21 protein-coding genes and 1 pseudogene are annotated in these 24,513 nt (G+C 63.7%); 6 read left to right on the forward strand and 16 right to left on the reverse strand.

Going from position 1 to position 24,513, the window contains the following annotated elements; genetic code table 11:
- Positions 1-3 precede the first annotated feature (3 nt).
- Positions 4-1,794, forward strand: a complete 1,791-nt coding sequence (locus OG203_RS17395; protein WP_405166698.1) for an AAA family ATPase — start codon at positions 4-6, stop codon at positions 1,792-1,794.
- Positions 1,795-2,640: 846 nt separating this feature from the next.
- On the forward strand, positions 2,641-6,978 hold the full coding sequence (locus OG203_RS17400; RefSeq protein ID WP_405166699.1) for a hypothetical protein: 4,338 nt from the start codon (positions 2,641-2,643) through the stop codon (positions 6,976-6,978).
- Between the two features lie 103 nt (positions 6,979-7,081).
- Here the strand turns inward: OG203_RS17400 and OG203_RS17405 are convergent, their stop codons facing one another.
- Entirely contained in the window at positions 7,082-7,759 is a 678-nt protein-coding gene (locus OG203_RS17405; protein WP_405166700.1) for a TetR/AcrR family transcriptional regulator, read from the reverse strand.
- 149 nt (positions 7,760-7,908) lie between these two features.
- On the opposite strand from OG203_RS17405, the gene OG203_RS17410 reads away from it, so the two are divergent.
- The gene (locus OG203_RS17410) at positions 7,909-8,778 is read left to right on the forward strand and encodes a 3-hydroxyacyl-CoA dehydrogenase (RefSeq protein ID WP_405166701.1); all 870 of its coding nucleotides are present in this window, start codon (positions 7,909-7,911) and stop codon (positions 8,776-8,778) included.
- Positions 8,779-8,799: 21 nt separating this feature from the next.
- Here the strand turns inward: OG203_RS17410 and OG203_RS17415 are convergent.
- Positions 8,800-8,979, reverse strand: a pseudogene (locus OG203_RS17415) (hypothetical protein); the annotation flags it as partial.
- A 214-nt stretch (positions 8,980-9,193) separates the two neighbouring features.
- On the opposite strand from OG203_RS17415, the gene OG203_RS17420 reads away from it, so the two are divergent.
- Positions 9,194-9,418, forward strand: a complete 225-nt coding sequence (locus OG203_RS17420; RefSeq protein WP_405166702.1) for a hypothetical protein — start codon at positions 9,194-9,196, stop codon at positions 9,416-9,418.
- A 135-nt stretch (positions 9,419-9,553) separates the two neighbouring features.
- On the opposite strand, the gene OG203_RS17425 is transcribed toward OG203_RS17420, so the two are convergent.
- Complete coding sequence (locus tag OG203_RS17425) at positions 9,554-10,891, reverse strand: amidohydrolase family protein (protein ID WP_405166703.1); 1,338 nt, start codon at positions 10,889-10,891, stop codon at positions 9,554-9,556.
- A gap of 239 nt (positions 10,892-11,130) precedes the next feature.
- A complete protein-coding gene (locus tag OG203_RS17430) occupies positions 11,131-11,532 on the reverse strand; it encodes a VOC family protein (RefSeq protein ID WP_405166704.1) in 402 nt (133 codons plus the stop codon).
- A 289-nt stretch (positions 11,533-11,821) separates the two neighbouring features.
- Between OG203_RS17430 and OG203_RS17435 the strand changes: the two genes are divergently transcribed.
- Together OG203_RS17435 and OG203_RS17440 are read left to right on the forward strand one after the other, a co-directional pair.
- On the forward strand, positions 11,822-12,187 hold the full coding sequence (locus OG203_RS17435) for a hypothetical protein (protein WP_405166705.1): 366 nt from the start codon (positions 11,822-11,824) through the stop codon (positions 12,185-12,187).
- A 241-nt stretch (positions 12,188-12,428) separates the two neighbouring features.
- Positions 12,429-13,058 carry a hypothetical protein gene (locus OG203_RS17440; RefSeq protein WP_405166706.1) on the forward strand — a complete coding sequence of 210 codons (630 nt, stop codon included), beginning with the start codon at positions 12,429-12,431 and terminating at the stop codon, positions 13,056-13,058.
- A gap of 166 nt (positions 13,059-13,224) precedes the next feature.
- On the opposite strand, the gene OG203_RS17445 is transcribed toward OG203_RS17440, so the two are convergent.
- The 12 genes from OG203_RS17445 to OG203_RS17500 all read right to left on the reverse strand — a co-directional run bounded on the left by OG203_RS17445 (position 13,225) and on the right by OG203_RS17500 (position 24,492).
- The gene (locus OG203_RS17445) at positions 13,225-13,716 is read right to left on the reverse strand and encodes a hypothetical protein (RefSeq protein WP_405166707.1); all 492 of its coding nucleotides are present in this window, start codon (positions 13,714-13,716) and stop codon (positions 13,225-13,227) included.
- Positions 13,717-13,766: 50 nt separating this feature from the next.
- Positions 13,767-14,468 (reverse strand): hypothetical protein, encoded by a 702-nt coding sequence (locus OG203_RS17450; RefSeq protein ID WP_405166708.1) that lies wholly within the window; start codon positions 14,466-14,468, stop codon positions 13,767-13,769.
- A gap of 123 nt (positions 14,469-14,591) precedes the next feature.
- Positions 14,592-17,150, reverse strand: a complete 2,559-nt coding sequence (locus tag OG203_RS17455; RefSeq protein ID WP_405166709.1) for a hypothetical protein — start codon at positions 17,148-17,150, stop codon at positions 14,592-14,594.
- 295 nt (positions 17,151-17,445) lie between these two features.
- On the reverse strand, positions 17,446-18,402 hold the full coding sequence (locus OG203_RS17460) for a hypothetical protein (RefSeq protein WP_405166710.1): 957 nt from the start codon (positions 18,400-18,402) through the stop codon (positions 17,446-17,448).
- A gap of 52 nt (positions 18,403-18,454) precedes the next feature.
- Entirely contained in the window at positions 18,455-18,805 is a 351-nt protein-coding gene (locus OG203_RS17465; RefSeq protein ID WP_405166711.1) for a hypothetical protein, read from the reverse strand.
- A gap of 61 nt (positions 18,806-18,866) precedes the next feature.
- Positions 18,867-19,202 carry a hypothetical protein gene (locus tag OG203_RS17470; RefSeq protein ID WP_405166712.1) on the reverse strand — a complete coding sequence of 112 codons (336 nt, stop codon included), beginning with the start codon at positions 19,200-19,202 and terminating at the stop codon, positions 18,867-18,869.
- On the reverse strand, positions 19,199-19,591 hold the full coding sequence (locus OG203_RS17475) for a hypothetical protein (protein WP_405166713.1): 393 nt from the start codon (positions 19,589-19,591) through the stop codon (positions 19,199-19,201). The genes OG203_RS17470 and OG203_RS17475 overlap by 4 nt, the downstream gene beginning before the upstream one ends.
- 46 nt (positions 19,592-19,637) lie before the next feature.
- A complete protein-coding gene (locus OG203_RS17480) occupies positions 19,638-19,958 on the reverse strand; it encodes a hypothetical protein (RefSeq protein ID WP_405166714.1) in 321 nt (106 codons plus the stop codon).
- A gap of 102 nt (positions 19,959-20,060) precedes the next feature.
- Positions 20,061-21,449: a hypothetical protein gene (locus tag OG203_RS17485; RefSeq protein WP_405166715.1), complete on the reverse strand. Its 1,389-nt coding sequence runs from the start codon at positions 21,447-21,449 to the stop codon at positions 20,061-20,063.
- Positions 21,446-21,883 (reverse strand): DUF2744 domain-containing protein, encoded by a 438-nt coding sequence (locus OG203_RS17490; RefSeq protein WP_405166716.1) that lies wholly within the window; start codon positions 21,881-21,883, stop codon positions 21,446-21,448. The genes OG203_RS17485 and OG203_RS17490 overlap by 4 nt, the downstream gene beginning before the upstream one ends.
- Before the next feature lie 48 nt (positions 21,884-21,931).
- Positions 21,932-23,611: a phage tail protein gene (locus OG203_RS17495; protein WP_405166717.1), complete on the reverse strand. Its 1,680-nt coding sequence runs from the start codon at positions 23,609-23,611 to the stop codon at positions 21,932-21,934.
- Positions 23,608-24,492 carry a phage tail protein gene (locus OG203_RS17500; RefSeq protein WP_405166718.1) on the reverse strand — a complete coding sequence of 295 codons (885 nt, stop codon included), beginning with the start codon at positions 24,490-24,492 and terminating at the stop codon, positions 23,608-23,610. The genes OG203_RS17495 and OG203_RS17500 overlap by 4 nt, the downstream gene beginning before the upstream one ends.
- Positions 24,493-24,513: the final 21 nt, after the last annotated feature.

Genomic DNA, 24,513 nt, shown 5'->3' on the forward strand with positions numbered 1-24,513 from the left:
GAAATGTCCTACCGGAAAGGACTTTTCGGCGAGCGGCTGACCCAGCTTTTCCGTGCGGCAGGCGCACCGCCGACGAAATCCGTTGTCCGCGCGGTCCATACCCGAACCAACGGGGCGACGACCGTCACCGAGCAGCAGATCAGCAAGTGGCGCCGCGCGGACCGGGTGCCCGCCACCTTCGAGGCCGCGTGCCCGGTGCTGGAGGTGCTCATCAGCGCGGTCGAGAACCGCGGCAGCACAGCACCTGGCCTCGATCGGTCACTCCTCGATCTGGAGAGCTGGCGCGCGACCTGGGCGGCATCTCGCTCGGACGCCAAAGCCGTTGTCTGCGACCCGAATCGCGAGCCGTACCGTGGCCTCGCGCCGTACCGCGCCGAGGATGCGGACCTGTTCTTCGGCCGGGAGTCTGCGCTGCGCCAGCTCACCGACCTGGTCGAGTCCGCCGCCGCCGGCGACACGTCGCTGGTGCTGCTGCTCGGCTATCCGGGGACCGGCAAGTCGTCGCTGCTTGCCGCCGGCCTGCAGGCTCATGCGGGATCGCGTACACCGATCCTTATCAGCCTCGGCGCCGAACCTCTCGCCGCGCTTCGTGCCGTCTCCCCTACCGGCGACAGCAATCGGCTGATCCTGATCGACCAGGGCGAGGAACTGTTCACCAGGTGCGCGGACGAAGAAACACGCAATTTCTTCCTCGACGCGGTGCGCGGGTTGGCGAGCACCAATGTGGTTGTGCTTGCCCTCGATATCGACTGTGTCCCTGAACTGCTGGACTACGAACCGCTCGCCGCCGCGCTGCCGAAACGGTCCATGGTGCTCGGCGCGATGACCGATGACGAACTGCGCGAAGCGATCACCGGCCCGGCCGCCGCGTTCGGCGTGCGGGTGGACCAGCACCTCGTCGATGTCCTGATCGCCGATGTCCACTCCACCGCGTCCCCGAATCACCGGGCCGCTCTGCTTCCGCTGCTGTCCCACGTCCTGCGCGAGATCTGGTCGAAGCGCAAGGGCAAAGCGCTGACCCTGGACCTGTATCAGGCCGCGGGCCGCGTCTCGGGCACCATCGCCGCGACCGCAGAACGGGTGTGGTCCGAGCTCGACGTCGTCGAACACGAGACGGCCAGAAGACTTCTCCTCACGCTCGCCTTGGTCGGACCGAATACCACGATCCGCAATCGGGTCCGCTATGACCTCCTCGTCAGCGAGTCCATCGACCCGAGACGCACCGCGGCGATCATCAGCAAGTTCGCCGCCGCGCGCCTTTTGGTCCACCACGATGGAGAGGTCGAACTGCTACACGATGCACTGCTCACGGGGTGGCCGAGGATGACCGGCTGGCTCACCGAGGAAACGGCGTTCGCTCCGGCCCGCCAACGCGTCGAGGAGGACGCACGCGCCTGGTCGGCAGGCGGCCGGCCAGCCAGGCAGCTCTACGGACGGTGTCGCCTGGACAACGCGGTCGAACTCGACGCCAAGACGAACTCGCTGAATCGGCTCGCGCGTGAATTCCTGGTTCATTCCGCGGACGCGGTGGCGCGCAGGAGACACGCCTGGCGGCTACTGTTGCTCGGCGCGACCGGCCTGCTCACGCTGGCCGTGGTGACGCTGCTGTTGGCGTTCACCGTCCGGCATACAACCAGCGACGACTACTGCCATCCGCAGGCCGCCGGCACCGCCGAGCGACAGCTGTCGACCGATCCCGATCCATCGCACGTGCCGCTCACGAGTTATCGAATAGATCGCATCGGCCCATCCCCGCGCGCGAAACCGATCGCGACCAAGGCACGAACTTCCTGATCGACCGCGCACGCGAGCGGCGATTCGCCAGCCCGTCTGCGGACGCATCTTCGGCGCCTGTTTGTCGGATACCTCTGTGCGCATCTTCGGGCAATTGTCCGGTATCAATTTCCGATCATGGAGGGACCCCATACCATTGAGGTGTCCCCATTAAATCACCTTAAAGCGCATTCGATATTGCAGATGCAAGAACAGCGGGCAGGCAACGCAGGCAATTCTCACTCAAACCACCCGACCCAAGCTTCGTCACTCAACTTCATCAGCGGAATCTTAGAGACGATGCCACAACACGGAGCCGCCTCACAATTCAACATATACCAGCTAACCATACTGTAACGAAAATATGCTGGCGATTACTCAATACACGCCCTGAACTGCACATATGACGATTTGTCCGACTTCGACATTTGACTCGTCCACGCCACACGAACAACCATCTCAATGGTGAAGAAACGTCGAAATCATTCAGCCGACGCCCGCTCTGCACGCACTCCTAAATGCAGCGGATGCCGAAAACATCTGGCGCGGACTTCGGCCACGATCTGCATACTTGGCGCGATTCCTCTTGCCGGAATCGCGGGGGCGCATCCGCCGCCTCCCGGCTGCGTCGCCGATTACTCGATGCAGAACGCGCTGACGCTTTCCTGTCAACCGGGAACAGGACAGAATCTGCACGCCTTCCTCCGCTGCCGAGATCCGGTCGGCATTCTGCACAGCCATGTCGGCGTGACCATCGGAAACAACGGCGGAATATCTAGAGCCGAATGCGGCCCTGGCGAAAACGGACCGCAATAGCGCTACTCGACCAACCCCGGTTCGCCGGGATCGATTGAAAGGTGTTCGACCATGCGGGTGAAGACACGTCAGATCAAGACAACCAGTGGCCAAGCAAAGCACCGTCGCGTGACCCGTCGCAACCGGCGCGGACTGAGCGCGGCCGCGGCATTCGCGGGACTGGCGACGGTCATGATGTCCGGCGCCAACGCGTCGGCCGAGACCCAACCCCCGCCCCGCCCGCTCGGCGTCGGCGATGTCACCAACATCCTGTCGACCCTGGGCACGACGGCATACGAACATCTCGACCCCGGCACCCGATCGATGATCGACTCGGGTTTGTCGGCGATCGGTACCGCGACGGGAATCACCCCGCAGGGCGCCACTCAGAACAGTCAGGCGAGCAACGTCGAGCGAACTCCGCAGCCCGCGACAACGCCTGCCGTCTCTTCGACCACCACGTCGACATCTACCGCCGCGGCCCCATCCGCCGTCGCCGATCTCCTCGGGCCGGTGGCGCAGCCGGTGTCCGATATCGCCGCCACCATCGCCCAGATCACCGGATCCGGGCTCGATCTCAGCCAGATCGCGAACTTCGCCGACACCGCCTTCCCGACCGGACCACTGCGCCAGCCGATCAACGATCTGCTCGGATTCGTCACGAGCGCAACCGAAATGGCCGGTGCGGGCCTGCGTAAACCGGGCGGCGACGCCATCGACGACCTGATCACCCAGGCCGCCGAAGCCTTCGGATTCCCGATCAGCGGACCGAATCCTGGTGCGGGCCTGCGGGATCTGCTGACCTCGTTCGCCGATGGCAACGGAATGCCTGCCCCGATAGGGGAATTCATCCGATCGATATCGCCCGAAGTCCTCGACATCGGTGTGCCACTGATCGATGCACTCGGCACGGTGCTGCGTGCGCCGGATCCGGTCCGGGAGTTCCTGTCCATGCTGACCGGACCGACCGCCGCCGACCTGTTGTCGACGGTGCGCAAGGACCTGCGGAACGTGGCCGGCCTCGCGCTCAACCACACCGGGCTGTTCATGATCCCGGCGCTCGCGTTGTTGCCGCTGGCCGTCCTCGCGCTGCCGATCATCGCCGTCCTGATCCTGCTCGCGATCCCCGTGCTCATCGTTGCCGCGCTGATCGCGCTGCCGGTATTGCTGGTCATCGGCATCGTGCTGACCGTCGTGACGCTGCCGATCACCCTCCCGCTGATCATCCTGGCCGCGCCGTTCGTCATCGGCGCGACAGTGCTCGGTCTGGCCGGTGGGGTGCTCGTGCTTGCTGCCGCGATCTTCGCCTGGTTCATCGGCGCGGCCTTCATCGCCGCGGTCTACGCGGCCGTCGAACTGGTGCAGCACGTCGTGCCGCTGGTCGGTCTCGCGATTACCGCTGCGCTGATCTTGCTGGTCCCCTTCCTCGGACCGCTGCTGGCACCGCTGTCCTTCGCCCTGTTCACGGCGCTGCCGATGTTCTTCGGTGTGGCCATGTTGTTCGCCGGACCGCTGATCGGCGGGCTGCTCGCGGTGTCGGGCGCCGGCATCGTCATCGTCGGCGGGGCCCTCGTGATTTTCGCGGTCCTCGCGGCACTGTTCGTGGTCACACTGCTGTTCCCGCCGTTGGCGCTGATCACCATTCCGCTCGGACTGATCGTCGCCATCGGCGGCGGTCTCGCGGTCGCGGCGGTAGCGCTCGCGGTCGTCGTCGCTACCTTCATCGGGACGGCCGGCGTCGTCGCGTTGACCATGGCCTGTTCCGGCCTGACCGCGACGGCCATCGCGGCGGCGAGTGTGGCCATCCCGTTCCTTGCCTTCGGCGTGCTCGGGATCGATACCATCGGGCTCGTTCTGCTCAACCCACCACTATTCGTGCTGCTATCACCGTTGATCTTCGGCGCGTTCTTGGCGACCATGTTCTTCAATGTCGTCGGCTCCGCGATCGCCGGCCTGCTGTTCCTCGCTGGGATCGGGGGCGCGCTCGCCATCACCGGCTTCGGACTGATCATCGCCGCGGCACTCGGTGCAGGCGTGCTGGCCTTCGCCCCGATGCTCGTCTTCCCACCCCTCGGGCTGCTCACCATCCCGCTGGCAGCATTGATATTCGGGGTCATCTCCCTGGCCATCGTCATTGCCTTCGGCGCGGTCTTGGGTGCTTGGGCCATCACCGCTCTTGCCATCGTCATCGTCGCCGTGGCATCGATTCCGGTCCTCGCCATCGGTACCGGCATCCTCGCCGTTGCCAGCGTGCTCTTCGCGGCGGTGCTCAGCCTGCCGTTCCTGATCTTCGGTCCGCTGGCGCCGGTGGTCGCCGGATTGGTGATGACACCGATATTCGGCGCGATCCTCGGCTTCGCAGCCCTGGTGATCGGAGCGGCGAGTGTCGCGGTGGTCGGGGTCGGCATCGTGGCACTGGCCATCCTGCTGATCGGCATCCCCACGCTCGGCGAACTCGTCGCCGTAATCGCGGGCGGCATTCTGGCGGTCGGCATCGGCATCCTGCTGTCGATCGCTGGGGCAATGCTGCTCGCGCCTGCCCTGCTTGCGGTAATACCCGTGTTGGTGCTGGTCGGTGGACCGATCCTGTTGGGACTGGCTGCCCTCGCGCTCGGCGCGCTGGTCGTCGGCGTCCCAATCGCCTTGGGGCTGCTGGCACTTGGCGCACTCGCCGTCGGCGCAGTAGTCATCGGCGGACCAATCGTGCTGGGCCTACTCGCACTTGGCGCACTCGCCATCGGCGCAGTAGTCATCGGCGGACCAATCGTGCTGGGCCTACTCGCACTCGGGGCCCTCGCCATCGGCGCAGTAGTCATCGGCGGACCAATCGTGCTGGGCCTACTTGCACTCGGGGCCCTCGCGATCGGAGCAGTCGTCATCGGCGGACCGATCCTGTTGGGACTGGGCGCCCTCGCACTCGGCGCACTCGCGATCGGAGCAGTCGTGATCGGCGGGCCAATTCTCTTGGGACTGGGCGCCCTCGCACTCGGCGCACTGGTCGTCGGCGCAATCGTCATCGGCGGACCAATCGCCCTCGGCCTACTGGCGCTCGCAGCACTCGCGGTCGGCGCAGTAGTGATCGGCGGACCAGTCCTGTTGGGACTGGGTGCGCTCGCGCTCGGCGCGCTGGTCGTCGGCGCACCAATTATCTTGGGCCTACTGGCACTTGGCGCACTCGCGGTCGGCGCAGTCGTCATCGGCGGACCGATCGCGTTGGGCCTGCTCGCGTTGGCTGTCGGGGCGGTCGTGATCGGCGGACCGGCGCTGCTGGCCGCGCTCGCCGCGGCGGTTGTCATCGGCGGGCCGATCGTCCTTGGACTATTGGCGCTCGGTGCACTCGCGACCGCGGCCGTCATTATCGGCGGACCGCCGTTGTTGGCCGCATTGGCTGCGGCGGCCGCGACGGTCGGCGGAGCGATCGTGCTGGGGGCGCTTATCTTCGGCGCGCTGGCGGCTGCTGCGGTGGCCATCGGCGGGTCGCTGGCCATCGGCGCCGTCGCTACCGCGATCGTGGCCGCGCTCGCGGTGGCGGCCGTGGTGATCGGCACGCCGATTGTGTTGGGCGCGTTGCTGATCGGTGGTCTCGCGGTCGGCGCCGCAGTGGTCGGCGCTGCGGTGCTGTTCGGTGCTGTTGCCGCCGCGATCGGTGTGCCCCTCATAGTGGGTCTGCTGGCGATGGTCGCGGTCGCCCTTGCCGCGCTGGCCACGTTGGCCGCGTTGGCCGCGGGTGCGGCGGTGGTCGGCACGGTTATCGCGGCCGGCGCCGCGTTCCTGACGGCGGTTGTCGTCGGCGGGCCGCTGCTGGCAGGCGGCATTCCGATTCTGATCGCCGCGCTGGCGCTTGCGGTAGCGATGATCGGCATTCCGGTGTTCGGCGCGTTCGTCTTGGGCGCGGCAGCCGCCGCGGTCACGGCGTTCGCAGTCGGCGGTTTCGCGCTGGCCGGCCTGGTCGCGGTGGCAGTGCCGATCGTGGCCCTCGCACTGGCGGCGCTGGCGCTGCCCATGGTGGTCGTGGTGCCGCTGCTGTTCATCATCCCGATCGTGCTGATCGTGGTGGTACCGATCATCAACATCAATATCAACAACAACACGGTGCAGACGAACGCCAATCCGGTAGTGGAGTACATCATTTCGGCGCTGAGAGCCGGGCAGGACCAGTTCGGCCCCGATCGCGACTGCACCGGCGGAGCTATGCAGACTGGCACCCAACTGCTCGACGGCATTCCTCAGACGACACCCACCGCAGCGCTGATCGCGTCACTGCAGCAGGTACTCGCTCCGCTGCCGCGCACCGAGCAGACCGCCGCGCCGACGCCACGCGAACCCGCACTGCCGCTGGTCGGACACAACGCGGCGGACGGTTCGGTGCATACCGCGGCACCACGGGAGTTGGTCAGCGTCACCTTGTAAAGCACTGACCTGCTGCAGGACCGGTTCGGCGGTCATCCCCTCCTCATCAGTGGTCGCCGAACCGATCCGTAGTACCCCGGCTAGGAATTCCGGGTTAGCAGCCCTAATGGGCCTCGGGGTCGTCCGGCAGTTTGTGCCGCAGGCCGTCGAGGAGCAGGTCGAGTCCGAAGTCGAATTGGGCAGGACCGCCTGCGGTCAGGCGCATTTCGGGCGCCAGCTCGGCCAGGGTGGGATAACGGGATCGCGGTAGGGCGTCGAACATGCTTGGCTGACCGGGATCTGGGTGTTGGGCAGCCCACTGGGTTTCCCAGCTTGTGGCGCCGAGGACGTGCGTGAGCAGGGTGACGTGGGCGCGGGTGGTGGTTTCCCGATCGAATCCGGCATCGCGCAGCGAGCGCAGGATCAGCTCGGCCGAGTCCGCGGTTTCCCGGCCCGACAGCGGGCGGGTCAGCATCAGCGTGATCAGGAATGGGTACTGCAGTATCCGCGCGCGCAGGCGGTGGGCGATGGCTCGGATCTGGTCTTCCCAGCCGCCCGCTGTCGTGGGCGGTGTCAGCTCGAGCAGTTGGTCGCGGACCGCGTCGAACAGCTCGTCCTTACTGCGGAAGTGGGTGTAGAGCGCCATCGGCCGGACGTCGAGCCGGGCGGCCAGCGACCGCATGCTGAACGCCTCGACGCCCTGGTCGCCGAGCAGAGCGAGCGCCGCGGTCACGATCACACCCGGGTTGAGGCTGTTGCGGGACGCGCGGCGCCGGGGTTCCCCAGCGGACTCCTGTTGCATTCGCCACCCTCTTCTTCCGCATCTATAACGTACACCGTACTGTACATGTTATCGAACCCGCTTCCGGCCGCCGCCAATGGCACCGGATCATCGGCGAGCTTGCCAGGGCGCTACCCGATCGGCACGCCTGATCGACAAGGAGAAACGCAATGACCATCAACATCCGCAAGGTGACCGTGCTCGGCACCGGCGTACTCGGCTCACAGATCGCCTACCAAACCGCGTTCAGCGGATTCGACGTGACCGCCTACGACATCACCGAAGACGCCCTGGCCGCCGCCCGCGACCGTTTCACCGGGCTCGCGACCATCTACCGCGACGAAGTGCCGGGAGCACACGACGGAAAGGCCGAAAATGTCGCGGCCGCAATCACTTTGACAACAAATATAGGCGCGGCCGTACGCGAGGCCGACCTGGTTATCGAGGCCATACCGGAGGTTCTCTCGATCAAACAGCACACCTACGAACTGCTGAGCACGATCGCGCCCGAACGGACCATCTTCGCCACCAACTCCTCCACCCTGCTCCCCAGCGCGATCGTCGGCTTCACCGGGCGGCCGGACAAATTCCTCGCACTGCACTTCGCCAACGAGATCTGGAAGCGCAATATCGCCGAGGTCATGGGCACCACACACACCGCCCCCGAGGTCTTCCGGGCCGTCGTCGATTTCGCCGCCACCATCGGGATGGTCCCGGTCGAGATCCACAAGGAAAAGGCAGGCTACATCCTCAACTCGCTGCTCGGGCCCTTCCTGGTGGGTGCGATCGAACTAGTCGGCGACGGCTACGCCGACGCGGCGACGGTCGACGCGACCTGGAAGATCGTCACGGACATGCCTGCGGGCCCGTGCCAGATGCTCGACATCGTCGGCCTGAACACCCCTTACAACATCCTCGCCAACGGCACCGATCATCAGCAGCAGCTGGCGAAGTGGTTGAAAGACAACTACATCGACCAAGGCAAACTCGGTGTCGCCACCGGCGAGGGTTTCTATCGGTACGACACCAGCCCTCGATGACGAACCGCACTGCCGCTGTTGTCATTTCAGCGGCAGCGCGCCGCCTACTCCGCCGACGTCGGTGATCTTCCAGCCCGAGTTCTCATCGAGAGTGACGTTGTAGGTCACCGTGGTCTGCGCACCGTCTGGGCTCTGCGCGTTCGTGGAACTGACGTTGACGAACACATCTACCTTGTAGCTGCCGTCTTGCGCCGACATCACATCCAGCTGGTCGAGTACAAGCCCCGGGTGCTCGAGCACCCGCCGCTCGGCGCCCTTGCGTGACGTCGCCCGTCCGCCGGTCCGGACCGCCGCCAGGCCCGGCATCCGGCTCGGCTTTGCACAGTGGTATCTGCGGTGGCTGGACTCCAGTGCAACGCAGGTCAGCGGCGGGGTAGCACGCCCAGGAGGGTTGCGGTCCGTAGGGTGAGCTCTCGTGGAATCAGGCACCGAGCTCGAGAACTTACGGTCCGCGCTCTCCTGCGTGTACGAGAAGCTCAACGCCGAGAGCCTCACCGGGCCCGACAGCATCGAGCTGGTTGCCCGCGCCGAGGTGATTCAGGACCGGATCGACGCGGTCGAGGATGTCGTCGGCAACGACGAGCTCGCACGCACGCGGACCCCGCCCACGCCGCCGCCTTCGAGCGACATGCTGTTCTGAATTACGAGAGCCCGCCCAGAAGATCCCCGACCCCGCGACGCTTCCTCGCCTGCGTAGCCGACGCCGACTTAGATGTAGGGCTGGATCTGTTGCATGGGATCGCGCTGGGTGACGATGAGCGACGCCGTCAGGCGCTCATCGCAAATCCTTCACGACGCGTCCGGCCTGGACGACCAGGACGGCGTTGGCGGGGTCGGCGAAGAGGCTCGGATTTTCGAGCGGGTTGCCGTTCCAGAGCACGAGATCTGCCTGCATGCCGGGAGCGATCAGCCCCACCTGACTGGATAGGCCGAGGATCTCGGCGTTGGTCTTCGTGGCCGCCACAAGAGCCTCCATCGGCGTCTCGAGCTCGGCGCGCAACCTGAGCTCGTCGCCTCGACGGCCCTGAGCGGGACCGATGAGATCGGAACCCAGCCCGATCCGCACTCCGGCCGCCTTGGCGACAGCAAGCGCCTCGGCCATCCGCTCACGAACACCCAACACACGATCGCGGGTCGACTCGCCGAGGCCGGCGCCAGCGGTGTCCCGCAGCAGTTGCTCAACGACGGCGAACGTGGGCACCAGGGCAACCTCGCGAGTGACCATCAGGGTGGCCGTGTCCTCGTCGAGGTCGGTGCCGTGCTCGACACAGCGCACCCCGGCCTCGACCGCGTTTCGAATGCCTTCGTTGTTGTGGGCGTGCACCGTCACATAGGTGCGCCGTGCCGCAGCTTCTTGCACAGCGACGGCGATCTCTTCCACGGTGAACTGGGTGTCGGTCAGCTGGTCGTGCGCGCTGACCACTCCGCCGGTCACACAAAGCTTCAGGAAGGAGGCTCCGCGCCGGAAGGCCTCGCGCACGTTGCCCCGCAGTTCGTCTGCGTTGCCCGACATCATCGACAGGGCGCACAGACCCGGAATGTGGTGGCTGTTCCATAGCTCGGTGGGTTCCCAGTCGGCTCCGTAGTAGCCGTGTCCACCGGTCTGGCACTGAACAGGTCCGCACGACAGCACGCGCGGCCCCCTGACCTTGCCCTTTGCGATCGTGGTTACGACGCCGCCATCGATCCCGCCGGTGTCTCGCACGGTCGTGAAACCGGCATCGAGTGTTGCGCCCGCCGTGGCGAAGATGTCTGCCGCGATCTCGGCGGCACTGAGCTGAAACGAGAACTGCGGCTGGATCGGGCTCGATAAGCCCAGGTGAACATGCGCGTCGATCAGGCCGGGCGTCATCGTCAGTCCCCCGGCATCGAGACGCTCGCCGGGCGCGCTGGCGGCGCCGAGCCGAGTGATACGCCCGTCTTCGATGGTGACGTCGACGTCGACGGGGTCGCGACCCGACCCGTCGACGACCGTCGCGCCGACTACCTGCAAACGTCCCACGAGTTGTTCCCTCCGCCGTTGCGAGCTGACTTGCGACCGTGTGTGAAGCAACACAGCGCCGCAACCTCTCTTTTCCAATAGATGAACTGCGGGGGTGATCCTGTCAAGCACGGAACGAAAGGCGGCGCACGCGAGCGTCTCCTGGCTCGACTTCTCGACGCCTTCGATGCAGACCTGCCCGCACCGGAGGTGTCGCTGCGTGAGTCGCCGTCAGGGCCGAGACCAGCCACACCCTCCTGCGATACCACTTCGGGTCACTCTCAGGCGTCTTGGCCGCGATGCTCGAGGCACCGCGATCCCGTGACAACGAGACGCTTTTCGAGGCCGCCAAGCACGGTGCCGGACAACAGTTACCAGCCAACCGGCTGATTGAGGGCGATCAGGTTCCCGTCGATGGCTTTGAGCACTGCCAGACGGTTTCCGGGCATATCGACGATGCCGGTCACGGGATCGCCGTTGACGACAGGCGCAGAACCGATCTCGGCGAGCGACCCGTCGGCGATTTCGCCCAGCGCCGTGGCACCGAGAGCCACCATCGCGGCGTGGGTCGCCACGATGTCGACCACTGTCCAGAACGGCAGCGGCTGGCGCACCCACGGCTTGGACGACAGCGCGATACCGATTGCGTACATCGCATAGTCCTCGGTGCGGAAGACGGGCGCGGCGCCGAGCATTCCGGTGAAAGCCGCAACGCTCGCCTCCAGATCCGCAGCTGGGTAGACAACGTTGGCAAAGCCGGTGGGGGCGTTCACGGGAACTCCTTTTGATACCGAGCCAGGCTCGATGGTGATGATCAACTTCGGCGGTCAATGTATCGGCACCCTCCGACAGCAAGTCCTATCAGCTGCCGATTGGCCGACATCGTCGATCGCCGCGGCCGGCGGTCACTACGGCCGGAGTTCGCCGCGGTGCCCGGCGGCTGGACCATCGCACCAGGGCCCGCGAGCCGTCAGAAGTATGGGCATCGGTCCAGGGGCATTGTCTGGCAGCATGATTGGCGTTCTGTCACCAATCCAGAGGAGTCGGTACTCGATGCGAAATATGCGTAGCTCTCTATCGGTCACGATCGCACTGGCCGTTGTCGGTGTGGCCTGGAGCGCTCCCGCCGCGTCCGCCGACATCGGCGTTCAGGTCGTGATCGCCAGCGGCGTCATCGGCACCGGTTACGGCACCGGTTGCACCTACAGCGTGGTCGCCAACGGCACTGATCCCGAGGCCATGAGTTTCTACGACAACGGCTTGCGGTTCGCCGTCACGCCGGGCGGTCAAACCACGCAGGTGGCGCGGTGGACGCCGACCACGGTCGGCACCCACGAGATCCGGATCACGCAGAGCAACGACTACAAAAGTGTAATGGTCACCGTCGGCACCGGCATCAATGCCGGCAGCGTCTGCCAGGCGATCTAGGTTCTCACTCCATCGCGACCGGTGCGATGAGGCGAGCCGTGTCCTGCTCCGGCTGCTTGCCGCAATGCTTGGTAAGCCCTGTCTCCTCTGCTATCTCGCGCAGAACAGCATGCCCGAGGCTTTCGTCCGCATGCCGGTCATGACGACTGGAGGCTCCGCCAGCGGCAGCAGACGTCCCGGTGAGTGCTGCTAGGTTGCTTTCCGACGCAAGCCCTTTTGCGTCTGGGAGGGAAAAGCAAACATGCATATCAAGAAGTTCCTGGTGACGGCCGCGCTTACCGTGGCGGCCACCGGGATTGCCGCCGGTACTGCCCACGCCGGGCCGCGGGCACTGCCGCAAGGGGATCCGGAGCCGGTAGCTCTGCAAGGAACCGATCACGGTGTCGCCTTTACGATTTCGCGGTCCGCCGACTCGGCGGACGTCGTTGTCACCCTGAACGGCGGACGGTTCACTGCCACCCCCACGGGATTCACAGTGTCTGACAGCTCCGGTGCTCGCATCGGTGAAATCCCGTCCAGGTTCGCTACCGACGAGCAGACAGTCGACCTCGCCTCGAGCGTTGACCAGACCGGCACCCGCCTGACCGCGAAGCCGATCGACCGGTTCCTTTCGCAGCGCCAACTCAACATCGAGGAGGGAGCCGGTATCGGCGGAACCCTCGGGTTTCTCGCGGGGACCTTTATCGGCATGTTCGGATTGATCGGTTTCGGCGTGCTCGCGATCATCACGATTCCGGCGGGAATGCTTCTGGGCGCACTGGCGGGCGCCGGAATCGGCGCGGCCATCGGCGGATCGATCCCGGCCTCCGACGAGCCGACCTGGTACCAGTACCAGTGCCGCCCGGGCTACGACCCGAGGCCTGGCTGCTAGACGATCTCGAGATCGGTGCCGCTCGATTTTCGGGTCGGGCGGCACCGCCTTTCGCTGTCCCCAGCCTCAGCAGCGTAATCATGCCCACCACACACCAACTCGTCGCCAGTGCACCAGGACCCGGATCGACCTGAACCACCGTCAAGCAACGTGTGTTGGTCGCCTGCTAGTCGACTATGTCGTCGTCGATTCCGGACCACTGACCCAATCGGACTGCTTCAAAACCACCGACGCGGAGCGCTGACAACCTGGTGTAGTCCTCAGCAACCATAAACATCACCGCGTAGTCGTCGCCGCCCGTATCGATGGAAAGAAGAACCCCTCCCACGCGACTACAGCGCTCACCAACAACTTCCAGAAACCGTTCGACAACCTCAGATTGGTCGAGGTCATCTACTTCCAACTCGTATCTGTCGTACCAACCCCACGAGAGATTTGCCGGGTATGAAGGGAGTGCCTCCAGCAAGGATCGAATCTGCTTGGGATCCTCCTCCCAATCGAACACAGCCACAGCCCCCCGCTCCGTCAACATGCGGATCAAGGCGCTCCGCGGATCTCCATCCGTAACAGCCCGAATGCCCTCTCCCACTGACGGTTGGTCAGGGACCAGCACCCCCGCAGCCAAGACCAAAGCCTCGCGCACGTTCTCCGGACTCATCGCCCTCCTCATCTCCAAACAGCACTGTAGTCAGCAGTGCCGGTCAACTACTACCTTCTCAAGTCCGCATACCGCGGAAATTTAGACTTCAAGGCCTCATCGAATGAAGCGATCCGCTCCCGCGAGTCGAGGACATTGTAACCATTAAGCGAGACGTACCAATCCATCAGAGAGGCTGCAATATCAGGCATTCCATTAGCCAGGCACAATAGCACAGTGCCACGGAGACGCCCTGGTGAAACCTTGCGCGAGCCGCCACCTTCGGGCACAAATTTAGCTAGTTCTATCAAACTTTCCAGGGAATCGCGCTTATCAAACCATTCCGCTACCCCGCCTGCGACAGCGTTCTCGATCCACTCACCCCTGATCCCAACGCCACCTTCATCCAGTATAGGACGTAATGACATCGGATCAACCGGGTCAACCAAGCTATCAAAATCTATGCGATCAACGAAGTCGCGAAGCGATTCGCCGTCTCTCAGCAATGCAGAAGAAGGCAAGGTACTGTGAATCTCCAGAACGCTGGAAGATTCTATTTTGGCCCAGGAAGAGACCTGAATTCCGCCTCGCGAATGGCGTTCGAACCTCACCTCGACAACACTAAACGCTAATGGGATGTCACTGTCGGTTCTGACGAATTGAACCCCATCCACACCTACAGCCGGACGGGTTTCCCCGAAGCCCAGGAAGGCCATTCGACCCGAAAGGTCGGAGATCATAGCTTGCTTTAGGCGTTCCACTCCGGCAGACATCCACATTATTCCTTTCGTTTGACTTAGCAGCGATCGCGCAATACTTTAATGTCAGCGTATGAACGCCATACCCCATCCTACACTCCGATTTCCCATATCTAGACGTCACCTCATGGATGATGCTCAACGTATATGTACCACATTTGACAGAAATGCGGCGATCTCGTTTGCGCTATGGGTGCCCGTTTCAGCGGACGGTATCGCAATATTAAATTCGAGACGCTGATCGGCAGGGACAGCATTTCGTACCGGAGCCGTGTGCATGAGGTCCGGTAGGGGCACTGCGGTGGCAGCAACGGCCGCGAGGTCTGACGCCATCGATTGCACCAGGTCGGCTTGCCAAGGCACAGAGGGCCGATCGAAATCGGAGTCGTTCGATTCTTCATCCGGCAGAAGGAGCTCCAAGCCAAGAGCGGCCAGCGCACCCGTCCCTAGCGCGGAAAGTCCACCATTCGGCTTCGACCACTTTTCAGGAAGGGCTGGCGGAAGCCTCGGATCCGCACCCTCCTTGTTGAGCTCATCTACCAAATCACCCAGAAAAGATTTTGTTTGATTCGCCGACGTTCCCAGAGATCTTTTCGAGGTGTTGAGCTCGAAATAGTCCGCCTCAAAATCCCGCTGCGCCTCTCTGATAATCTCAGGTGTCGGCATATGATCGACATTCCAGGCATGAGTATCAATCCCGGAGATAATGTCGCTGTCGAGCGGATGGTTTTCATTTTCCATCCTGGAGACTATTTTGTCACGCAGCTCCTTCGGAAGTCCGAGATCCAGAATACTGGTGTCGCCAGCGTTGATTCCAGGATAGCCTTTGAGCTGGTTGGGCCGAAATGTCGGATCGTTGCCGAACTTTGCCTCAACGAAGACGATCCGATTGGTCTTCGGATCGATTGCAATAAAGTCCGGCTTGACAGTCACGTGGCCGCCGTTCCCATCAGGAACGCTAATCGATTGATTCTCAGCGAGGATCTCATAGCCTTCGAGCCTCAGCTTGGCTCGGGAAAATGCCTCACCAATGAATCCGCGAGCACCTGATCGGAGCCCCCCGAGAGATCGTTCCTTCAGAGACCACGGGGAGACGCCAGGATCGCCCACCTTGGTCATATTCGACGTGTCCGCCGGCGCAGTCCTGTCGTACAGCCAACGGTTCTTCTCAGCATCGTTCAGTCCGCTCGGCATACGCGAATCTGCCGGGCTGGAAGCTCTCGGACTATCGGGTCCCGGAGAATTACGGTGCCCATTAGGTGAGTCGAGCTTCCTCGCTGTCCCCTCCTCTGGCCGATACCCATCGGGAACTTCGGCGGAGTGGCGAGAATTCTCGATCGCCGCAAGGACCTCATCCGGTGTCAGGCGCTCGCCGCTACCGTCACCGCGACGGTTCTTTCCAGCAACATCATCCAACGCTTGCTGCGCGGCCCTGGCCTCTCTCAGCGCAGCCAAGACTTCAGCCTCGGTCGCACCCGCCTCGACCATTTGGCGTATAAGTACCCCTTCGCCGAGTCGACCACGGCGACCGAGGGCACCTAACCCCTTTGGACCGGGAAGGAAGAATGTCGCCGCAGTAAGCACAGCTTTGGTTGTGGAGACCGTGCTATCGTCTGCGTATTCATCGGTGTTGGTCCCGGCAGCCAGAGCCTGGAGAGTTTGCCACCGCTCATGACCATCGCCTGTAAACAGGGGTTTGAACGATTCGACGGTTTCCCCTAGGACATCGTCTGCGGTAACCGCTGCATCATTCTGGCCCCATAACGGACTAACCGCGTTGTATGCCGCGCCAAGGTCCGTCATTCCAAATAGGAACCGTCCCGATCCGTGGAGAAATTCTCCGGTGGTTTCTACAACCTTTTCGAATCCAGTCCGCTTATCGTCCGGCTTCTGGCGACTTCGTATGCTGCCGTCACTGTTGTAGACGGTGACCCCGAGGTTGACATCGAGTCGAGTAATTGAGTTATCCTCAGGATTGATGGTGTCTCGATACCACAGTCCCGGCTTGTTACCGCGAAATTCGTCGGTAAGCTTGCCCGTCTCGTCCAAACGGAAATGGTGGACACCATCAGGGGACTCCTCAGTCCGCGTCAGTACCGGCTTACCCCGACTATCAGGAGATACATTCCAGTGCGTCCCGTCGGAAGTCTTTTTCCAGCCATACCCGTCACTATCGATCTGGCCCGTGAATGTGCTGACGAGCCCGCCCTTTTCGTCTCGGGTCGTGGCGGAGATTGTTTTGTTGCCATAGTTGTCGACGTGAACGTTGTCGTAGAGGCCGTTCTTGTTCGCGACACCGATATCGGTGCCGACCCGGTTCCCGTCGCTGTCATAGGAAGCGGTGCTCGTCGTCTTGTAATCGGACGACATCCCGAACTCATGACTCGGTCGGCCACTCGTCGATGAGCCCGGGTTGAAGTGCTGGCCGTAGACTGTGCTGTCCTGGTTGTCTTTCCCGGCATACGAGGACGTACCCGTGGAATCATCGTTCCACCGCTGCCAACCACCCTCCCCGTTACCGACAACACGCGAATTCGTGGTGCTACCATCCGGATTGGTAATGACCTGATCGACAGTCTGATTACCGTTGCCCTTGGGAATGGTGTTCGTTACGATTCGCTCACCGGGTAACGTCGTGGTCCACGTATCCCCCTCTTTGCGGCCATTGGTATCAGGCAGTCCGTAGATATCTCCCACGGCTCATCGCCTCCCTCGAGTTTCAGGCGCGTCGAAACCGACTCGAATGCTGCAAGCTATGTGGCGCGCAAAGGCATTGCCGCAGCGAGCAATTCGGCCCGGCATCGCGCGCAAAGAATGAACGGCCGGCCTATGGCGAGCCGAGAAATAAGAAATGTGCCGCGCTCAATCCCGAGGGTTGAGCGCGGCACATAGTGTTGAACACTGCTCCAACTGCGCTGGAAGCCACAGGAATTGGCTTCGACATCCGCTGGCCGCGCGGGCCCGGCGTCTCAGCTGAATAGCAGTCCCGCTACTACCAGGCCCGCGCGATCCGTACCTGAGTTGCGGGGCCGTCGAGCACGGCGGCACGGTGGGTGGAATAACCCTGAACCGTCACCCGATCGCCTGCCTCGATCCGGGTGGTGGCCGTCGCGGTCATCGTTCCCGACCAGCCGGTCGCGTCGCTACCGGTGGCGACGACCACGCCGTTGACGACCAGTTGCACGGCCTGACGGGGACTGCCGAAACCGTTGGCGATTCGATACGGGATGCTCGCCGACACGACCACGTCGAGCGCGGTCCCTTGGGCGAGCAGCGCGTCACCGTCGACCGTCGAACCCGGGTAGCTCGCGGTGTCGGCGTACCAGCCGGTGATGTCTAGCCAATTCCCGGTGAGTCTCTGGTCACCGCCCTTGCTCATACCCGAGGGACTGAACGGCGGTGCCACGGCCATCGAGAACGTCCCGGTGCCGGTGGCGGCCATAGCGATCGGACCGAAACGCGTTGTCGCGGACACACCGGTGGTGCCGAACGCGGCGGACGCCGTCGGCGCCGGAACGATCGCGGCCGAAAGGTTGGCCGCGGCGGAGAAGACCGCATTGCCGGTCGTCGCGCGACTGTCCGCGCGGAACGACGCCGCGACGATGACACGACCGCCCTTGCCGACCCGCACCCGCGCGGTCGCGGTCCCCTTGTCACCGAACACGGGCGCGCTCCATTGCCGCAGAGCCGACGCGACCGCGCTCAACGCACCATCCGCACCTGCCACGGCCGTCGCGGTAGCTGAAGGTCTCAGTGTCACAGACTGTGTGGCGGAGCCGGCGAACGTGGCGTAGACGAACGGCGGGACGTACGGGATCCGGGATCCATCGGTCGAGCTGCGGGGTGGTCGCGGTGCGTCGACCAGCATCGTCGGCATCGCCGGGACCGAGGGCACCGATGTCGGCGGGGTCGGCGGCATTGCCGCGAACACCTGCGCGGGCGCTGTCATAGCGGCCTCCGATTCGATTGTGAGCGAATATGTTTCGACACCGGAGTGCCGGTCAGCTCATGGCGAAGGTTGGGGTGATGAGCAGGGTGCCCTGCGCACCGAGGGTGGTGGAGGCGATGGCGACCTTGTCGATGAAGGTGCCGCCGGTCGGCGCGCTCCACAGTCCGGCGTGGGTGTAGGTCCCGGCGGGCAGGTTGACCGTGACCTGGCTGCCGGAGATCTGACCATTGGCCGGAGCACTCCAACTGGTCGCGACGCGGGCGTATGCGGGCGAACCACCGGAAGCCTCATTGGTACCGGTGGTGCCCGGGTCGGCGGTGTGGACGGAAACATAGACGGTGGAGGCGATGTTGGCGTAAGCGGCGCACAGGGCGTTCTTGGTCGAGGTAACTGCGATAGCCATGGTTATTCTCCTTGGAAGTTGTTGTGTTGAATGTGATTTCGTCGACTACGACGGAACGGGATCAGTTGCGGATCACGGAGCCGACGTACCAGGCGTAGGTGGTCACCGGGGAAGTCGGGTAGGTGACCAGCATCGTGTACCGCGAGTTCGTCGGGATGGGGTCACAGGTCACGGCCGGCACGGTCCAGCTGGCCGTGGTCGGGGTTACGGTGGCCGCCCAGGTGCCGAGCGGCGCGCCACCAGCGGCGGTGAGCACGATGGAAACTGTTGTCCCTGGCGGGAATCCAGCTCCACCGGAGGCTTCGATGGTTTGCACGAAGCTGGCGCCGGTGGTGAGTTTGAGTGGTTCGATCTTCGGCTGGTATCCGAGGTATCCGGGATCGAGCGCTGTTGTCATAGGTTTCCTCTGCTGTGTTCGACCTCGTCCATGAGTTCTCTGGAGAGGTTCAGTTCCGGGATACGGCCGTGTTGGGCCGCTTCGATCACGCCGCGCAGCACGGCGAGCGCCTCACGGAATAGTCCGGTGACGCGGTCGAGTTCCTGCATGGACGCTGCTTGCGCGACCTCCACTCCGTCGAGTCGTAACGAGACGACCCGCAGTTCTTCCGACACCCGCGACAATGTCGCCAACGCGATGTCATTGACCTGTTTGGCGGCGGACACTTCGAGGCGAAGGTTCTGTGCCGGAAGGACTTTCCGGTCTCGTAGCCAGGAGTAGAAGGTGGTGGCGCCGGAGCCGCCGAGAAAGGTGGCCACGCTGATGAGGGTTGTTTCGAGTAGTGCCATCAGGGCCTTCCGGACCCAGCCGCGTCAGGCTGGTTTCCGAGGCTTGTCATCGAGGACCATCCGGCAAAATAGCCTCAGCCGCTTGGACTTTGGCGCCTCGAGCGCCGAAAGCATCGGTGATGGACTCGACAAGTTCAGACGCCGCGTCCGCGGTGGCCTCGAGCACCGGCTCGTTCCTGACGAGCCACACGTTGATGGTGCGCAGTACTTCCAGAGCTACGAGCAGGCCAGCACCGAGACCCGCGACAGGGCTCGGCGCGTACTGCAGCAGTGCGATTGACGCCGCCAGGACAGTGATGGTGCCGCCGATCAGCGACACCACCGCTTTCGCGTTACGGGCAACAAAGGCCCCAGCATTCCCCGCCATAAGAACTCCCTTGGTAATTGAGTGCGCCAGCACGGCGCAGGAGGCGGTACCGGCGCACCCTGCTGGTGCGAGGTTCCGCGGTGAGATCAGGTGGCCGCGTGCTCACGAATAGGAGCACAGCGTGCCGTCGAAGTAGGTGTACATACCCGAGGCGTCACCGGACATGTCGTTCGCCGCGGCGATGTAATAGCCTGGGGCCCAAACACTCCCAGCCGCAGCGAACACGACGAAGGTACTCGCGGGCTGCTTGATGGTTGCGCCTTCTGTTTCGCCACCGCTGCGGACGAGTTTCCACTGCCCGTCCGGGCTTGGCGCAGTCCACAGGGAGACGTTGTAGTTGGTACCCGTTCCGCACGATTTCGCCCAACGGGCGCTGACGTTCATCACATACCAGCCGGACTTCGTGATTTGAACAAGACCGGACGGAAGGTCGAGGACATTGACATTGTTCACCTGGAGGGCGGTATCGAAAATGGTGCCGAAACGGGCCGATCCCGCGCTCTGGGCCACCGTCGCGGTGTTTTGGCGGCACAGCGACCAACCCGTTCCGACGACCGACGGTGATGTCGTGTCCGCCGCGGTGAACGAGTCGAGGTCGAACCCGAACCAGAAGGATTTCGAACCGTCCCCGGACGCGGTGGCGTTGCAGCCGCTGTAGAAACCGACCCACCGATTGTTGGCGCCCACTGGAGAACTGGCCGCGGCGTCTCGATAGTTGAGTCGGCCGACACCGTTGACCAGCACCTCGTAGGACTGGCCCGACGCGGTAACCGTGACGGTGTCGCCGGCGCCGAGAGCCAGACCGGTCTTTTCGGCCCAGGTCGTGATATTCAGGGCGCCACCGGCAAGGGTGGCGCGCTGGAGCAGAATTCGCCCCGTGCCGACCTGCGCGATGACGAAGGTCGACAGGTCCGCGGCCGCTCGGATGAGGATCCCGCTTCCGGTGTACGTGTCTGCCTGATTGGGGCGGCCCAACACCACCGATACCGACTGGTCGTCGGTCATCATGGAGGTCTTGCGCAACGCGAGATCAGCACCGCTGCCGGTGTTTCCGCTCTTGGATATACCGGCCTGGTCGTCGACAACGACTATGTCGGAAACCACATCCCCGCCCGAAACCCATTTGGTCACAGTCCATTTGGTCAGGTCCCAGTTCTGAAAGTTATCGGTCGCCGACGCACCACCGACCTGTTCCTGGGTCTGCTTGGTCTGCAGGTCCGCGATCGCTGACGAATTCGCGGTCGAGGTGCTCCGCGCCGAGCTCGCCGCGGACTGTGCCGACGAGGCCCCAACCTGTGCCCGATTCGCCGCGGCGAGTGCCCGGTCGTTCGCCGCGTTCATATTCGTGCCGATGGTCTCGACGCCAGCGAAGGATTCCGCGACGCTGGACAGGATCGACGCCCGCGCCGACTCCCACGTGACTCTCTGGAGGTTACGAATCGACCCCCCTGTGTACGCGCCAGCAGGAATGTTCCTGTCCGGGCTTGTCATTCGCCGACCTCGGCCGACTGTTCCTCAGCGGCACCGATTTTCGCGTAGTTGAGGTCGAGTTCGCGCGGATCTACCAGATGCTTCAGCTCACCCGATTCGCGCAGCTGCTCGACCAGGTGGGCACGCTCTTCCTGAGTCAGTTCGGTGACGTCGGGCGCGGAGGTCTCCGGCGCACGCGGGGCGCCCTTCGCCGCCCACTGACCCGCACCGTTGAGCCAGTGCGTGACACCGCGCGCCGGCGGGTGATACTCCTTGGTCTGCTCGTCGGTGCAGTGCCGAAACCCGAGGTCCCACAGGTGTTTCGACCACTGCCGTAGCACATCGGGGTGTACCAGCAGCGGCGAGTTCTGCGGCCCTGGAAGGCCGACGAGCGCCCACACGAACGCTTCATGGGGGTCGTCGGGATTGCACTGCTCGTGCAAAGGGATGGACATGTTCACTCCGGAGATTAGAGAGGTTCTGGTGGGTCCGCCCAGGTCGGACTACATCTGGACGGCGAGTGCGTGGATGTCGTCGACGATGTCGGCAACAATGCGCATGGACTTGGCGAAGGGCATATCGTGGTCGCGATCGGAACCGACCGTGACCTGCCAGGCCGGGCTCGCGGTCCGCGACCAGGCCAGTTCGAGTTCGGTGACCTGGTCGACATAGATCGAACCGTCCGGCATGCCCTTGACGGTGGAGCCGACACGGTCGCCGAGAAAGAAGTGGCCCTGGCCCTGATCGCCGATCAAATACGGTTCGCCGTTGGCAACGGTGAACTTATGGGTGAAATGCTGTCGGGTCTTCCACATGCCCTCACCCAGCGTGAGCAACGCGCCGAGGGTGTAGGCCCGGTCGGAGCTGTTCTCGAAATGCTCGTGGTAGTGCGACCAGCCCGCAGCCAGCGCCCGCCGCGGCGATCGGTGTTTCTGCCACGCCAGCAGAGTGTCGGACAACAACGCCGTCGCGATGGTGTTCGCCACAGCGGTAGCGGCGTTTACCACGCCACCGGCGAACGAACCACCGAGCGGAATCTCGCCGAGCGCACCGGCGACCAGCATTCCGACGACCTGGATCGCCGAGGAGATCGCCTCGTTCACACCGGGCATCGAATGGCCGCCGGTGAGCACCTGCACGGCCGAGGCCGGGTTGACCACGAACTGTGACGTCTGGATGCCGGTGTTCTCGTTCTGCCGATAGACCACCCACGGGTTGGACGGAAGCGTGCCCATCCAGCCCGGATTCTTGTACAGCTCAGGCGCATTCCGATCCGGGAGCACGTCCGGGGTGTAGTCGAGGTTGTTCTTGTCGAACACCTGCCTGGTGCGCTCCAAGCCAGTCCACATATCGCCGCCGGTGCTGGTGCCAGTCCAGAATCCGGACTTGTCGACGATGTCGACCACCAGGCAGCCGTGCCGTAAATTCGCGCCAGGCCACGGTTCCGGGTCACCCTGCAGCCACCGCCGGGTGACGACCGCCAACTGCGCCGTTTCCAAAGTGCCTGCCGCGGCCTCATGGAAGTTCTGGAAGCGGGAACCGAAGATCGTCCACATCGACGTATCACTCTGGAAATCACCGGGTTTCACCACCACGCTCCACCTCGACTGGTCGAGGCTGCCCCATTGGCTCGGATCCATCGGATCGTCCGGCAATGTCCACAGCCCGCCTTCCAAGCGGAGCAGATTCAGCTGCAATGCGGTCTTGAGCACCCAGACGCCGGGCCCCGCGAGCAGGAACTGCCGCGGAATCTGCACCTGTTCCGGCAGAAACGGATTCGACCAGCAATAGATGTGCTTGAGATCCTGGTACGAGTGCATGAACAGCAACTCGACGGTGGTGACACCGTGCGCGTCGGTCTTGATGACCGCTTTCTCCAGACGTCCGTCCCACCGCGCGCCGTCCTTATCGACGGTGATGTGCACGTTCTTCTTGGTACGGCTGTTGATGTCTACTGCCCACTTCGCCAGGTAGTAGTCATACGGCAGCACCAGCAGGCCGGTACCGGCCTGGTTGAGGATCCAACGGAAGTCAGCGCTGATCTCCGCGCCACAAACGCCGCGCAGATTCCAGTCGCCGTCCCACAGCCGGATCACCGGCCGCGAGAACCGCTGCTCCTTACGAGTTGTCTTGGCGGCCTGCGCATCCGCATAGATCGCGGGCAGATCCAGCACGGAAGTCACTGCAGCCCCCACGGACGCGACCAGTTACGCGGCTGCACCACAAGCACCGACGCACCCGAAGGCGCACCGGTCACCGAAACCGGCACCGAGGTGGCCGGGGTGTAAGGCGGCACCGGGTACAGAAAGCTGACACCGTTCATCAACGCCCACATCTGCGAGCTGTCCTGCGCGACGATCATCTCTTCCATCGGATCGGTGTCGACCGTCAAATCCTTCCCGGCAGCGGTCTGCGGCAAGGTGATCACGCGCGTGGCGTCACGATCGACCGCCCCCCAAGAGAAGTCAGGCAACGTCCACTTGCCCGGCGCCGAGCACACCCACTTCAACCACATCGGCTGGTCAGTCGGATTGGCGATGGTGATGGTGCCGGACTGGCTCTTGCCAGCACCACCGGTGTCGATCGTGGAGGTCCACGTGCCGGTCACATCCGACTCGACCCACCACGGATTGCCCGCGGTGCAGGTCATCACGACCTTGCCGATGGACTTCAGATGCGGATCCTTGTCCGGCTTGAAGTCCGGCTGTTCCGACATCCGCAGCTTCAGCGAGCGGGTACCGAAATCGGTGGTAATCGTCAGGGTCGCGTCACGGTCATAGGCCCACGCCTTACGCCACGCCGAGTCCACCGACTCCCACGAACGGCCCGCGGTCTGAAAAACATTCACCGCGAAGACAACATCGCGCTTGTTCGTCCGGTAGCCACCGAACGACGAACCAGCTTGAAACGCCGACTGATTCCAGATCGTCGTCACCGGAGCGTCATACAACCCGGTCGGCGACGTAGCCAACTCCACACCCTCACGACCACTACCCTGACCGGCGATCGTCCATTGCGAACCATCGACTCCGACCACCGTGATCATCGCAGCATTAGACGCCACAAATTCACCTCAATCCATATA

The sequence above is a fragment of the Nocardia sp. NBC_01499 genome, from assembly GCF_045040275.1.
Classification (GTDB): domain Bacteria; phylum Actinomycetota; class Actinomycetes; order Mycobacteriales; family Mycobacteriaceae; genus Nocardia.

Excerpts from the sequence above, each read along its gene's own strand:
- OG203_RS17395 (WP_405166698.1), top strand. The coding sequence starts at position 4 with ATGTCCTACCGGAAAGGACTTTTCGGCGAGCGGCTGACCCAGCTTTTC.
- OG203_RS17400 (WP_405166699.1), top strand. The coding sequence starts at position 2,641 with ATGCGGGTGAAGACACGTCAGATCAAGACAACCAGTGGCCAAGCAAAG.
- OG203_RS17405 (WP_405166700.1), bottom strand. The coding sequence starts at position 7,759 with ATGCAACAGGAGTCCGCTGGGGAACCCCGGCGCCGCGCGTCCCGCAAC.
- OG203_RS17410 (WP_405166701.1), top strand. The coding sequence starts at position 7,909 with ATGACCATCAACATCCGCAAGGTGACCGTGCTCGGCACCGGCGTACTC.
- OG203_RS17435 (WP_405166705.1), top strand. The coding sequence starts at position 11,822 with ATGCGTAGCTCTCTATCGGTCACGATCGCACTGGCCGTTGTCGGTGTG.
- OG203_RS17440 (WP_405166706.1), top strand. The coding sequence starts at position 12,429 with ATGCATATCAAGAAGTTCCTGGTGACGGCCGCGCTTACCGTGGCGGCC.
- OG203_RS17445 (WP_405166707.1), bottom strand. The coding sequence starts at position 13,716 with ATGAGTCCGGAGAACGTGCGCGAGGCTTTGGTCTTGGCTGCGGGGGTG.
- OG203_RS17450 (WP_405166708.1), bottom strand. The coding sequence starts at position 14,468 with ATGTCTGCCGGAGTGGAACGCCTAAAGCAAGCTATGATCTCCGACCTT.
- OG203_RS17460 (WP_405166710.1), bottom strand. The coding sequence starts at position 18,402 with ATGACAGCGCCCGCGCAGGTGTTCGCGGCAATGCCGCCGACCCCGCCG.
- OG203_RS17465 (WP_405166711.1), bottom strand. The coding sequence starts at position 18,805 with ATGGCTATCGCAGTTACCTCGACCAAGAACGCCCTGTGCGCCGCTTAC.
- OG203_RS17470 (WP_405166712.1), bottom strand. The coding sequence starts at position 19,202 with ATGACAACAGCGCTCGATCCCGGATACCTCGGATACCAGCCGAAGATC.
- OG203_RS17475 (WP_405166713.1), bottom strand. The coding sequence starts at position 19,591 with ATGGCACTACTCGAAACAACCCTCATCAGCGTGGCCACCTTTCTCGGC.
- OG203_RS17480 (WP_405166714.1), bottom strand. The coding sequence starts at position 19,958 with ATGGCGGGGAATGCTGGGGCCTTTGTTGCCCGTAACGCGAAAGCGGTG.
- OG203_RS17485 (WP_405166715.1), bottom strand. The coding sequence starts at position 21,449 with ATGACAAGCCCGGACAGGAACATTCCTGCTGGCGCGTACACAGGGGGG.
- OG203_RS17490 (WP_405166716.1), bottom strand. The coding sequence starts at position 21,883 with ATGTCCATCCCTTTGCACGAGCAGTGCAATCCCGACGACCCCCATGAA.